The sequence below is a fragment of the Sinorhizobium terangae genome (assembly GCF_029714365.1).
Classification (GTDB): domain Bacteria; phylum Pseudomonadota; class Alphaproteobacteria; order Rhizobiales; family Rhizobiaceae; genus Sinorhizobium; species Sinorhizobium terangae.
This window is the reverse complement of the sequence record NZ_CP121659.1, coordinates 204988-217463: the sequence shown is the minus strand read 5'-3', so window position 1 is coordinate 217463 and position 12476 is coordinate 204988. Positions and strand designations below refer to the sequence as shown.

Annotated in this window: 10 protein-coding genes; 3 read left to right on the top strand and 7 right to left on the bottom strand. The window is 62.2% G+C overall.

Translation table 11 applies throughout. The features are described from left to right. From QA637_RS01005 to QA637_RS00995, 3 genes are all read left to right on the top strand, one after another. Positions 1-804, top strand: a complete 804-nt coding sequence (locus QA637_RS01005; protein WP_153438561.1) for an SDR family oxidoreductase — start codon at positions 1-3, stop codon at positions 802-804. A gap of 86 nt (positions 805-890) precedes the next feature. Then, complete coding sequence (locus tag QA637_RS01000) at positions 891-2507, top strand: LTA synthase family protein (RefSeq protein WP_184108422.1); 1617 nt, start codon at positions 891-893, stop codon at positions 2505-2507. Between the two features lie 15 nt (positions 2508-2522). Then, positions 2523-3839 carry a capsule polysaccharide biogenesis protein gene (locus tag QA637_RS00995; RefSeq protein ID WP_153438563.1) on the top strand — a complete coding sequence of 439 codons (1317 nt, stop codon included), beginning with the start codon at positions 2523-2525 and terminating at the stop codon, positions 3837-3839. A gap of 18 nt (positions 3840-3857) precedes the next feature. Here QA637_RS00995 and QA637_RS00990 read toward each other — a convergent pair whose 3' ends face one another. The 7 genes from QA637_RS00990 to QA637_RS00960 all read right to left on the bottom strand — a co-directional run bounded on the left by QA637_RS00990 (position 3858) and on the right by QA637_RS00960 (position 12476). Continuing rightward, positions 3858-4868: a KpsF/GutQ family sugar-phosphate isomerase gene (locus QA637_RS00990; protein ID WP_153438565.1), complete on the bottom strand. Its 1011-nt coding sequence runs from the start codon at positions 4866-4868 to the stop codon at positions 3858-3860. A 147-nt stretch (positions 4869-5015) separates the two neighbouring features. Beyond that, positions 5016-5471 carry an RrF2 family transcriptional regulator gene (locus tag QA637_RS00985; protein WP_153438566.1) on the bottom strand — a complete coding sequence of 152 codons (456 nt, stop codon included), beginning with the start codon at positions 5469-5471 and terminating at the stop codon, positions 5016-5018. Between the two features lie 275 nt (positions 5472-5746). Beyond that, complete coding sequence (locus QA637_RS00980; protein ID WP_153438568.1) at positions 5747-5956, bottom strand: hypothetical protein; 210 nt, start codon at positions 5954-5956, stop codon at positions 5747-5749. 501 nt (positions 5957-6457) lie between these two features. Continuing rightward, the gene (gene secD, locus QA637_RS00975) at positions 6458-8992 is read right to left on the bottom strand and encodes a protein translocase subunit SecD (RefSeq protein WP_153438569.1); all 2535 of its coding nucleotides are present in this window, start codon (positions 8990-8992) and stop codon (positions 6458-6460) included. A 114-nt stretch (positions 8993-9106) separates the two neighbouring features. Next, positions 9107-9517 carry a hypothetical protein gene (locus tag QA637_RS00970; RefSeq protein WP_234886839.1) on the bottom strand — a complete coding sequence of 137 codons (411 nt, stop codon included), beginning with the start codon at positions 9515-9517 and terminating at the stop codon, positions 9107-9109. A 158-nt stretch (positions 9518-9675) separates the two neighbouring features. After that, entirely contained in the window at positions 9676-11289 is a 1614-nt protein-coding gene (locus QA637_RS00965; RefSeq protein WP_283062981.1) for a 5-guanidino-2-oxopentanoate decarboxylase, read from the bottom strand. After that, the gene (locus tag QA637_RS00960) at positions 11286-12476 is read right to left on the bottom strand and encodes a pyridoxal phosphate-dependent aminotransferase (protein WP_153438573.1); all 1191 of its coding nucleotides are present in this window, start codon (positions 12474-12476) and stop codon (positions 11286-11288) included. Before QA637_RS00960 ends, QA637_RS00965 begins: the two co-directional genes overlap by 4 nt.

Below are 12476 nucleotides of genomic sequence, written 5' to 3'. Positions count from 1 at the left end.
ATGACCCATGTGATCATCACCGGTGGCTCGAGTGGCATTGGCCTGGCACTTGCTTCGATCTACGCCGCGCGCGGGGCCCGGCTCTCGCTGATCGCCCGCTCGCGAGAGCTTCTGGAGCAAGCGGCCCAAAAGCTCGTCACGGAATACGGCGCCGGGAGCGGCGACATTCGCATAGAGACGGCCGACGTTGCTGAAGAGCAAGAGATCCAATCGGCGATATCCCGCTGTATCGAAACCTTCGGCCCGTGTGACATTCTCGTGACCTCGGCCGGCATCGTCGAACCGGCGCCTTTCGAGGAGCAGCAAAGCACGACCTTTCGCCGCCAGATCGAAACGAACCTCTCCGGCACGGTGCATGCCGTACGCGCCGTCTATCCGGAAATGAAGCGCCGGCGCGCCGGCCACATCATGATGGTCTCCTCGGGCGCCGGCTTGATCGGCATTTACGGCTATACCGCCTATTGCGCATCGAAATTCGCGTTGCACGGATTTGCGCAGGCGCTCAGGAGCGAGGCGCGCCGCTACAATGTCGGAGTGTCGGTGAGCTTTCCTCCGGATACCAAGACACCGCAGTTCGAGCGCGAACTTGGCCTGCGGCCGCCGGAAGCAAGCGTGGTGATGGGAGCGGTGCGGCCCTGGACCGCCGAAGCGGTCGCAAGCAAGATCGCGAAGGGCATCGACCGGCGCCGGTCCGAAGTCTATTTCGGCCTCACGCTTTTCCTGCTCGGTCGCTTCGGGCCGGCGGTCAGACCGCTCCTCGACTGGTGGTTCGACAGGGCTATTGCCCGTAACAGTGGACGGTGACCGCCACGGGGCACAGCCGCGCTTGTGCCGGCCTACATTAGCATTTAAGTGTCGAACGACGGCCTGCTGCCGAGGCGGTGTCGGCGGTGAAATGGCTCAAAGGTATCGGCTTGGCGCTTCTTCCCTTCCAGCTGCATGACTACCCGGCGGCGCTGACCCTGTTTTGCTATCTCCTGTCCTGTGCCGTGATTTTCTTCACGGATCGTTTCGCCCTGCCGGCGCGCGAGCGCCGGAGGAACAGGCCTCCCTACGGACGCAATCAGGACATCATCGACGCTATCGCGCGCCTTCCGGTCATAGCGCTCGTCTTTGCCGGTTTTTTCGCGATTTCCTGGCGGCCCCTCTATGCCGCCGCCGGCGTCATGAGCTTCTTCATCATCTTCACCGGCATTTCCCGCGCGAAGTTCAAGTTCATCCGCGAGCCGCTGGTATTCTCGGATATTGCCCTCGTCGCGGACGTCTTCAAATACAAGACGATCTTCTACGCGACTAAGCTCAATATCCTGTTTTGGATCGTCGCCTTTTGTTACGTGTTCGGCGTCTCCGCACTCTACATGTATTTCGAGCCGAACATCTTGCCCGCAAGAGGCAAGTTGTTCTGGATTCTCTTGATGGTCGTCGTTGCCAGCGCGCCCTGGGGCCTTTTGTTCTACGGGCCGGTGAACCGGCCGACAGCGGCCCTCGTGCAAGGGCTCGTCAAGGCCGTCAAAGTCAAGATGAATACGGTGCGCTTCGGGACGTTTGCCTCCGTCGTCTTCCATTTCATCATATGGCTGGGCGTGAAACGCGAAAAAATCGTCGCCGAACTCTCCGAACGGCTTCGCGCCGCAGTGCTCGATCTTATCGGGCACGAAGAAGCCCCGCTGATCGTCGTCTGGCAATCGGAATCCTTCATCGACATGCGCCATTTCGGCGTCAAGACAATCAAGCTGCCGACAATCGACCGGTTGCGCAAGCAGGCGATACAGTGGGGCCGCCTCAGCAACGTATTCGAGGGCGGCTATACCTTGCGCACCGAATTCGCCGTACTGAGCGGGCTTGTGCCGGACGATATTCATGTCGATGCGAGCTATCCCTATCTGCGCGCCTCCCACTATGCCGACGTCGTCTGGCCGGGGAAATTGAAGCGCGCCGGCTGGCATACACACTTCATCCACCCCTATGACCGCACCTTCTTTCTCCGGCACAAGGCGATGCCGCAGCTTGGCTTCGAAAAGCTCACCATGCTGGACGCCTTCGACCACAAGCCCGAGCGCGACGGGCTCTATGTCTCCGACGCGACGCTGACGGAACGAGTGATCGCGGAAGCGGAGAAGCTGCCGGAAGATGAAAGCGGCTTCTTCTTCGTCGCGTCCATGGCCAATCACGGCCCGTGGGAGCCCGGTCGCGTGGGCACACTCACAAATCCAGTCGATATCTATTTGGCAATCTTGCAGCAGTCGGATGCCGCCCTGAAGCAGTTGGTCAACAGTCTCAACAAGCTCGAGCGCCCCGTCTGGCTCGTCTTCTACGGCGACCACGCACCTCTCCTGAAATCCTTCGCCGACCCGTTCCCGGATCCCCGCACGGATTATTTTATCGTGCCGCTCGCCAAGGCCCGCCCCGCCCAATCGGGTGCGAAAGCACCGAAGGACGAGCACCCGTGGAACCTGATACGGTCGCTGCTCAGACATGCGAACCTGCAAAAGGATGCGCTGCAATAGCGGCGGCGACTGACAATGACAGGGGACACGACGATCAATCGCTCGACACTACGGACATTCCTGTTTCTGCAGGGGCCCTCGTCGTCGATCTTCGCCAAGATCGCAAACCGGCTCGAGGCATTGGGCCACACATGCCTTCGCATCAATCTCAATGTCGGCGACCAGATCTTCTGGCGACGCCGAGGCGCTTTCAACTATCGCGGCTCCATGTCGGGGTGGCCGGCCTTTGTTGAGGCCTTTATCCGTCGTCACGCCGTGAGCGACCTGGTTCTGCTCGGCGAAGAGCGCCCCTATCACCAAGCCGCGATCGCCGCTGCCCGCCGGACAGGTGCCGCCGTCTTCATCGTGGAGATGGGCTATTTGCGCCCGGACTGGCTGACGCTGGAGCGTGGCGGCATGTCGTCCAACTCGCATTTTCCGGCTGAACCGGACCAGATCCTCAGCGCGGCAGCCGGCCTGCCGGAACCGGACTGGCGGCGGCGTTACGAGCAGTCCTTCCTCGCCGAAGCAAGCTGCGATCTGCTCTACAATCTTCCGAACGTCTTCCTTTGGTTTCTTTTTCCGGGCTATCGCCGGCACGGGATCTTTCATCCCTTGGCGGAATATGGCGGGTGGCTCTTGCGCCTCGCCACGCAGAGGCGGCAACAACGCGCAGCCGATGCCCTCATCCGCTCGCTGGCCTCGGCGGGAAGCGATTATTTCGTCTATCCACTGCAGCTGGAGACCGACTACCAACTGCGCGCGCACTCGCCGTTCAACAGCCAGAAGGAAGCGATCCGCGCGATCCTCGCCTCCTTTGCGTACCACGCCCCCGCGGGCAGCAAGCTTGCGATCAAGACCCACCCTCTCGACAATGGCCTCATCCGCTGGCGCAAGATCGTTGCTGAAGCGGCGGGCAAGACCGGAATCGCAGACCGGGTCGCCTTTCTCGACGGCGGCAATCTGGACGCTTTGGTGCAGGGGAGCGCAGGCGTCGTCACGGTCAACTCGACGGCCGGCCTGCATGCATTGAAACAGGGTAAGCCTGTAAAGGTGCTCGGCAGTGCCGTATTCGATATTGCGGGGCTTACCGACCAGCAGCCGTTGGATACATTCTGGCAGGCGCCTCAGAGGCCGGATGCCGCCTTGAGTGCCGCCTTGTTCAGATTGATGGCCGCGGCGATCCAGGTCCGTGGCAATTTCTATTCAAGCGCGGGCACGAGCGCCGGTGCAAACGCTATCGCTGAGCGTTTGCACCAGGGTACGGTCAACGAGCCTGGGGCTTTCGTAGACCCTCCGCCCCGGCGAAAGCCGGCGAAAAGTGCGCCGTCCGCCGCCTTTGGCATTCGTTAGATCGCGATCGAAGATCTATCAGGCCACGCCGGCGCGCAAGAGATCGTGGATGTGCAGGATGCCGGCCGGGAGCCCGGCTTCGTCGACCAGAAAAAGGACGGTCACCTTGTGCTCCTGCATGAACTCCATGGCGGCGCTGGCAAGCACGTCGCCTTTGATGACCCTCGGATTGCGCGACATCACGTCCTCGACCCGCTGAGCCAGCAGATCGCCCGCCATATGGCGGCGCAGGTCGCCGTCGGTAATTACGCCGATCAGCGAGCCTCCTTCGTCGACAATACCGACGACGCCAAATCCCTTCGACGACATCTCGATGACGGCTTCGCTCATCGGGCGGCCGACGACGAGCAGCGGCACCTGTTCCGCCACATGCGCCAGTTCATGCACCAGGCGCAGCTGTGCGCCGAGCTTACCGCCGGGGTGGAATGTCTTGAAGTCTTCAGCCGAGAAACCGCGACGCTCCAGAAGCGCGATCGCCAAAGCATCTCCGACCGCAAGCTGCAGCATCGCCGAGGTCGTAGGGGCGAGCCCGTGCGGGCAGGCTTCCGGCACCTTCGGCAGCACCAGGGCAACATCGGAGTTGCGAGCAAGGATGCTGTCGCGATTGGCGCAGATCGAGACAACCGACACCTTGAAGCGCTTGGCATAGGTGAGCATGTTGCCAAGCTCGGCCGTCTCTCCCGACCAGGAAAGCAGAATCAGTACGTCCTGCGACGTGACCATACCAAGGTCGCCATGGCTCGCCTCGGTCGGGTGGACGAAATAGGCGGACGTGCCGGTGGATGCCATGGTCGCTGCGATCTTGCGGCCGATGTGCCCACTCTTGCCGACGCCCGACACGACGACCCGGCCCTCGCTGTCGCCGATCAATTCGACCGCGTCCACAAGGCTGCGCGCAAAGACTTCATCCGTCGTCAGGTGATCGGCAAGAGCCTTGATCCCATTGGTTGCAGTCGTCAGCGTCCTGCCGATCGAATCCAGTATCGCGGAACGGGATTGCCCATCCGCCTTTACTTCTCTCAAGCCCATCGTTGACCCTGGTCCCCCGCGACGAATTTGTCCGTAAGCCCGCTATTTCATCGAGCATTGGAGCATATAGAAGGCAGATAAGCGCTTTTTCTTGGCAAACCAAGTCTATTTGCGACTGTTTGCACTGAAACTGATTGTGTTTGGCCGTCAGCCCGCGCGTTTTTCTTCGATAACCTCGAGCGGCAGTTCACCATCGCCCGCAAATTCCGCGAGCGTCATCGAATCGAGGATGGCGGCGATCGCGTCACGAACCGTCGTCATCGATATCCGTACACGACAGGTCTCGGGGTCGCTGCAATCTTCGCAGACCTCATAGGCCGTGCGGCTGGCGCAACGGATCGGTGCCAGGGGACCGTCAAGTGTCCGGATGACGTGGCCGATGCGAATCTCCGATGCCGGACGGGAAAGCGAATAGCCGCCACCCGGTCCTTTCTTGGAACGGAGCATGCCGGCGTTGCGCAATTCGAGCAGAATCGTGTCGAGGAATTTCTTCGGTATGTTGTTGCGCTGAGCGATTTCATTGATGAACGCCGTCTCGCCAGGTTCGAGGCGCGCCAGATCGACGAGGGCCTTGAGGCCGTATTTTCCCTTCTTCGTCAGCATTCCCAGAAATTCTCCTCCCGGTTCCCTGAAACGCCGGGACCGTTGGCAACAACACACTCCTGTTTTGGCATAGCACAAGAAGCGCGTCGCCAATACACAATTTTGGTCGACAATTCGGGAGGATGAACTTCAAGTTTGATTGGATTTATTGCCTCATTGCGGCGGAGGCTGCAGCGCCGCGTGTCTCATCGGACGCGCAAGGGACGCTGTAGCACTTTGAGTTGCTGAATGTTTTCATCCTTAAATCGAGTACGATTTAAGGAACATGCAGTCGATCACGCCGCCGCAATGCCAACCTGATGGTTTCTGGCACCCTGGCCGGCGAGCAGGCGGCCGATCGCCGCTCGCGCTTCATCGGCCGAGCGGAAACGCTGCGCGTCCAAGTCCCAGACATGATACTTCACGGCCAAGAACTTCAGCCGGTCCTCGTCAGGGACAACAACGCCGACGGCTTCGCCGCCATATTCGATAACTTGCTTGCTCATGTAATAACGCTCCTCCACGCCTCGCGGCGCGGGTCATTCGATTCTCGGCAAAGATGAAATTTGGGAAGTTCAGACGGTCACATTCGGCGAAGTGCGCGAAGGTAACGTTTCACTGTTGCACGACAATAGGAACGCGAGCCGCAGAAAGCGGCGGTCGAGACGATTCCGGACATGTCACTCTCCTTTGGCTGGGGCCCGGCGCATCGCGCCGAGTCGGTTCATGAACAATGTGAGGCGGACTCCGCCCGTCACGGTTTCAAACTAGAATAATCTACCAAATTAGTCAATTTCAAAAACCGAGAGGAGAAAAATAATTCTCTACGCTCCCGCTTTGAATCATCATGGCGACAATTCTATTTCAGTCGTCCCCGCTGAGGACTCTGACGCTATCTAGGTAGCGACGAATCGATCTGCAAGGGACGATTGGTATAAAGACAGCACTTTCGGACGAAAAAGGGGCAGCCGCGGCCGCCCCTTTTGCTTTTGTCATTTGTGATCGGATCAGGCCGTCGGCGTTCCCGGCTGTTGCGCCGCGGAGCGGCCCGCCTCGCGATCTTTCCACCAGCGGCTCAGGAACAGCAGTATCGGACCACCGATGTAGATCGAGGAGGTCGTGGCGACGAAAACGCCGAAGATCATCGGCCAAGCGAAGCTGCGCACCGTTTCGCCACCCCAGATCGCCATCGGCACCAGCGAAAGGGCCGTTGCCATCGACGTGAAGATGCATCGTGCAATCACCTGGTTGATGCTCATGTCGATGAGATCGGAGAAGGGCATCGACTTGTACTTGCGCAGGTTTTCACGCATGCGGTCGTAGACAACCACCTTGTCGTTCACCGAATAGCCGATCATCGTCAGCAGCGCGGCAATCGCCGTCAGGTTGAAATCCACGCCGGTCAGGGCAAAGAAGCCCACCGTCTTGGTGATGTCGAGCAAGAGCACCGCGATCGCGCCGACGGCAAAGTGCCATTCGAAGCGGAACCAGATGTAGAGCAGGATCGCCACCATCGCGAGGCCGACGGCGAGGAAGCCGGAGCGCTGCAGCTCGCCGCTGACGGTCGGGCCGACGACTTCGGTCCGCTCCAGGGCCGCCCCCGGAACGGCGGTCGTCACGGCATCCTTGATGCGGTTCAGCGCAGCGGTCTGCTCCTGTTCGCCGCCCGGCTGGCGCTGGACGCGGATCAGCACCGATTGACCGTTGCCGAAGTCCTGCAACGCCACCTCGCCGAGATTGAGCGCTTCGAGCCCGTGACGCAGCGTGGCCAGATCGATCTTGTCCTTCGAGACCGCTTCTACCTGGATACCACCGACGAAATCGATGCCGTAGTTCAGGCCCGGCGTGAAGAACAGGACGACCGAGCTGATCGACAGGAAGGCGGAGAAGCCGATCGCCTGGAAGCGGCGCTTCATGAAGGAGATGGTCGGCAGGTGCGGAACCCCGCCGAAGAGCGACGGGATCTCCAGCTTCTTCATCTTGCGACGGATGACGACCTCGCGCATCAGCAGACGTACCACGGTGACCGAAGTGAACATCGAGATGACGATGCCGAGCATCATGGTGACCGCAAAGCCGCGGACCGGACCGCTGCCGAGCCAGAACAGAAGCACCGTGCCGGAGAGCGTGGTGACGTTCGAGTCAAGGATCGTGGCATAGGCCTTGTTGAAGCCGACATCCAGCGCCTTCATCGCACCGGCGCCCCCTTCCGTCTCTTCCCGGATGCGCGCGTTGATAAGGATGTTGGCGTCGACGGCCATGCCGATGCCGAGGATGATGCCCGCGATGCCGGGCAAGGTGAGCGTCGAACCGATCAGGCCGAGAACACCGATCGTCATGATCGTGTGCAGCACCAGGCCGACATTGGCGATCATGCCCCAGGCGCCGTAGAGCACGACCATGAGCGTCACGACGAGACCGAAGCCGGCAAGGCCGGTGTAGAGGCCCATGCGGATCGAATCGCTACCGAGGTTCGGGCCGACCGATCGCTCTTCGATGATCGTCAGCGGCGCCGGCAGAGCGCCAGAGCGCAGCAGCGCCGAAAGAACCGTCGCCGACTCGGCGGTGAAGTTGCCGCTGATCTGACCGCGGCCGCCGAGAATCGGCTCGTTGATGACCGGGGCCGTCAGCACCTTGCCGTCGAGGACGATCGCAAAAGGCCGCCCGACGTTTTCGCGGGTGATCTCGGCGAACTGACGGGCGCCGAGCGAGTCGAAGCTGAAATCGACCACCGGCTGGTTGGTGCGCTGGTCGAAGCCGACCTTGGCATCGTCAAGGCGCTCCCCGGAGATGGCGACGCGGCTTTCGACCGGATATTTGTTGTTGTCATTGGCGCCGGGAAGGATGTCGACGCCGCGTGGCGGCGGCTGCGTGACATCCACGGCCTGGTCGAGCATGTGGAAGCTCATCTGCGCCGTGGAGCCGAGGAGTTCGCGCAGACGGGTCGGATCCTGCAGTCCGGGCAACTGCACGAGGATGCGGTTCGAACCGATGCGCTGGATCAGCGGTTCGGCAACGCCGACCTGGTCGACGCGGTTGCGGATGATCTCCAGGCTCTGCTCGACCGCCTTGGTCATGCGGTCGGCAAGCCCCGCCTCGGTGATCGCAAGCGTCACCACGTCGGCGTTTGTCGTCACCTCGACCTCAGGAGTCGCGCCACCGAAGCCGATCGTGCTGACGGGGGTCGCCAGTTCCTGCAGCTTCGGCAGCACCTTTTCCCGATCGGCCGCGTCCGCGATGCTGACCGTCACGGCGTTGCCGCTGATGCGCGCCGACGAGGCGGAAACGCGTTCGCCGCGAAGAACCCGGCGGGTATCATCAAGAAGCGTATTGAGCCGCGCCTTCTGCAGGCCGGCCCCGTCGACCTCGAGAACGAGGTGCGAGCCACCCCTCAAATCAAGGCCGAGAGTCACCGGCTTGAAGGGCAGGATCGATGTGAATTGCTCTCTCATGGCCTGCGGCAGAACGCTCGGCACCGCCGCGAGGCATCCGAATATTATGATCGCGACATAGGCGAGGACCGCCCATCTGGATGTACGCATGTGGAAATTCCATGAATGCCAGAACGCGCTCAACCAGCGGCGTCCGGGCCAGGTTTTCATCAAAACTCAAGCGAAGCTGGAGATTGCCGGCTCCGCCAGACACTGAAGGATACTTTATGCCTGCGGTGGAGCGCGAATGCGTTCGCCGAAAAGCGCCACTCCTGCCGTGACGTCCGCCCGCGCAGACGACGACGGTCGAGCGCTTTCGAGGGCAGGCAAGCTGGCGAGGGCAAGGGGAAGAACCGGCGGGAGATCGCCTCCGGCCGTCGATTTTCCATCCGCCCGCTCGCCGACGAAACGGAGATCGGGCAAGGTAACGGCCCTGGAGCCCTGCCGCACTGTCGGGCGGTCGGAAGAACCGGTGTCCGGCCCAGCGACGTTGCCGGTCGACGCGCCTGCGGCGCGGCTGGAAACACTCTGCCCGACGGCAATGACCTGCATGGCAAAGGAGGCACAGAACAACCACAGCACGGCGAAGAGCCGGCTGGCCTGCATGCTCTTGCTGCCACCACCCAACAGGTCCATCGAGGACACTATCCCTTTTTCTCGACCGGGACACCGGCGAGACGAAATTCAGCCCGACTGCTTCAGCCTAGCGAAAGAACATGGCCGGATTCGAGCGTGCGCGCCCTTAACACCATTCCGGGGCGGAAAAGTCAAATCCGGCTCGGTTCGTCGCCTTGTCAGGCGGTGACGCCGACGGTCTTTGACTGGTGGATTTCAATCAGCGAAGGACCTGACCGCGCAGCGGCCTCAGAGAGCGCGCGCGGCAGATCGCGGACATCGGCCAGCCGCTCCGCCGGGACGCCATAGGCCCCGGCGGTCATGAGAAAGTCCGGAGCAGAGGGCTTCACGCCTTCCGGGGTGATACCGGAGCCGACCATGTAGGACTCGATTTCCTGATAGCCGTCATTGTTCCAGACGAGGAAGATCACCCTCGCCGCGGCATCGACCGCCGAGCCGATCTCGGCCAGCGAAAACTGGAAGCCGCCGTCGCCGACGAGGCAGACGACAGGCTTGCCGCGATCCGCCACGGCCGCGCCGACCGCCGCCGGTGGTGCATAACCCAGCGCCCCGTAACCGGTCGCCGAATTGAACCAACTCCGTTGCCGCGGCGCATCGCAATAGAGGTTGCCGGCGTAGACGGCCTGCGTGGAATCCCCGACGATCGTGCAATCCGAAAGCACCCGATAGATCATGTCGATCACGGCCACTTCCGCACGCATCTTGGCGGACAATTCCTTCAGCGCCGCCTTGCGAGCCATTTCCGCACGCTCCGCGCCGTCCTTTACACCCACATGGCCGGGCAGAAAGCCCAGGATGCCCGCCGTCGCCATCTTCGCGCCCGACAGAATGGAAAGTGCTGCCTGCGGCCCGCGGGCAAGCTGCGCGGCATCGATGTCGGTGCGGATCAGATTGCGGAGTTCTGGAAAGCCGCCATCGGCGTAGAGATCGTAGTCCGTTTGACCCATCTCCGTGCCAAGCGCCAGGACCAGATCCGCCGCGCGCAGCAGGGCGCGCACGGCCTTGAGGCTCGGGCTCGCCGGCACCCGTAAGGGGTGGCCCGCAAGCATGCCGCGCGCGTTGACGGTCGTGACCACCGGCGCGCCGATCTGCTCGGCGAGTTGCCTGACTACCGCTTCCGCCGTCAGCGCACCGCCCCCGCAGAGAATCACCGGACGCGCGGCGTCGGCGCACAGGATCGCTGCCTTCTGCAAGGTTTCACTATCGGAGCGCGGGCGGGTTGCCGCGGCAGGCATCGCCGGCTTGCTCTCGATCCGCAGAGCCATAACGTCGGTCGGAATCTCGATGTGCACCGGCCCGGGCCGGCCGGAAAGCAAAACCGCAAAGGCCCGGTCCACCACAAGCGGCAAATCGGTGGGGTTGAGCAGCGTGTGGGAATAAAGCGCCAGCGTCTTCATCATCCCGTGCTGGTCGGGCAATTCATGCAGCAGGCCGCGGCCGTGGCCGAGCGAATCGCGACGGTTGACGCCGGAAATGACCAGCATCGGGATCGAATCCTGGCGAGCCTGGGCCATCGCCGTAATCGTGTTGGTAAGGCCAGGGCCGGTGATGACCAGCGCCACACCAGGCTTGCCGCTGACGCGGGCATAGCCGTCGGCCATGAAGCCCGCGCCCTGCTCATGCCTCGGCGTGACATGGCGGATCTTCGATGAGGCAAGGCCGCGATAGAGCTCGACCGTGTGTACGCCGGGAATGCCAAAAACGACTTCGACGCCGTTTGCCTCGAGGAGATCGACAAGGACCTCGCCTACGGTTTTCATTTCAGCGGTCATGCGCGGCGCTCCCTGCGGGCGGTCAGGCGCTCCGCCAGGGAGCTGATGCGCTGGCATGCTTCGTCGATATCGACATCGGGCACGGTGAGGCTCACGCGCAGGAAATTCTGCGCTTCCTCGCCGAAGGAAGAGCCCGGCATCACCGCCACGCCTTCCTCTTCGAGCAGCGCCCATGCGAAGGCCTCGCCAGAGAAACCCGTACCAGAGACGTCGATCAGCGTGAACATGCCCGCTTCCGGCGGCAGGACAAAGACGCCCGGCGCATCGGCAAGGCCATCAACGATGCGCCGGGCGCGCCGCTTGTAGGCTTCACGCATCTTTTTCGCCGTGTCGATCTCGTGCGTCAGCGCATAAGCCGTCATGTCGGCGATGAAGGGCTGCACGCCGAAAAGCATGGTTTCGGAGATCGGCAGCAGACGATTGGTGAATTCGACAGGACCGACCGCCCAGCCGCTTCGGAAGCCGGGTGCGGCATGCGACTTGGAAATCGACGAGACGACCACGGTGCGCTCGGCAAGATCAGGATTGTCGAAGGGCGACGCGAACGCGGCATCGAAGACCAGTTCCTCATAGACTTCGTCGCAGACGATCCAGAGGTCGTGGCGACGGGCGACTTCGCCGATCGCGGCAATCTCGGCGGCGGTCAGCACCGCACCGGTCGGATTGTGCGGTGTGTTGAGGAGCAGCACGCGGCATTCCGGCGTGATGGCCTTTTCCAGGTCCTCCGCCCGCATATGGAAACCGAACTCGGGTTTCAGTGGGACGAGGACATAGTGGGCGCCGGTGGACCGGATGACGCCTTCATAGGTCGCATAGAGCGGATCGCCGACGAGCACGGCGTCGCCGGTCTCGACGAGGCCCAGCATGACGGCAAAGAGCGCCGTCTGCGTGCCCGGAAAGCACAGAACGTTTTCCGCGGTCACATCGGCCCGGCGCCGCCGGTATTTCTCCGCAAGAGCAGCGACGACGGACGGTTCGCCGCGCCCGTTCGAGTAGCGGTACCGCCCTGCATTCATGGCACGCTGGCATTCGTCAAGCAGTGAGCGGTCGGGCGGCAGATCCGGCTCACCGATCGTCAGCTCGATGATATCGGCCCCTTCCGCCTTCAGCTGGCGCGCGCGGATGTGCAGCGTCCATTTGCCGGAACCGAGATCGGCGAGACGTGAGGTGATCGACGCGTAGCGCAA

What these genes read in the sequence shown, in the direction of transcription:
- QA637_RS01005 (WP_153438561.1), top strand. Translation starts at nt 1, where the DNA reads ATGACCCATGTGATCATCACCGGTGGCTCGAGTGGCATTGGCCTGGCA.
- secD (WP_153438569.1), bottom strand. Translation starts at nt 8,992, where the DNA reads ATGCGTACATCCAGATGGGCGGTCCTCGCCTATGTCGCGATCATAATA.
- QA637_RS00965 (WP_283062981.1), bottom strand. Translation starts at nt 11,289, where the DNA reads ATGACCGCTGAAATGAAAACCGTAGGCGAGGTCCTTGTCGATCTCCTC.
- QA637_RS00980 (WP_153438568.1), bottom strand. Translation starts at nt 5,956, where the DNA reads ATGAGCAAGCAAGTTATCGAATATGGCGGCGAAGCCGTCGGCGTTGTT.
- QA637_RS00990 (WP_153438565.1), bottom strand. Translation starts at nt 4,868, where the DNA reads ATGGGCTTGAGAGAAGTAAAGGCGGATGGGCAATCCCGTTCCGCGATA.
- QA637_RS00985 (WP_153438566.1), bottom strand. Translation starts at nt 5,471, where the DNA reads ATGCTGACGAAGAAGGGAAAATACGGCCTCAAGGCCCTCGTCGATCTG.
- QA637_RS00970 (WP_234886839.1), bottom strand. Translation starts at nt 9,517, where the DNA reads ATGGACCTGTTGGGTGGTGGCAGCAAGAGCATGCAGGCCAGCCGGCTC.
- QA637_RS00995 (WP_153438563.1), top strand. Translation starts at nt 2,523, where the DNA reads ATGACAGGGGACACGACGATCAATCGCTCGACACTACGGACATTCCTG.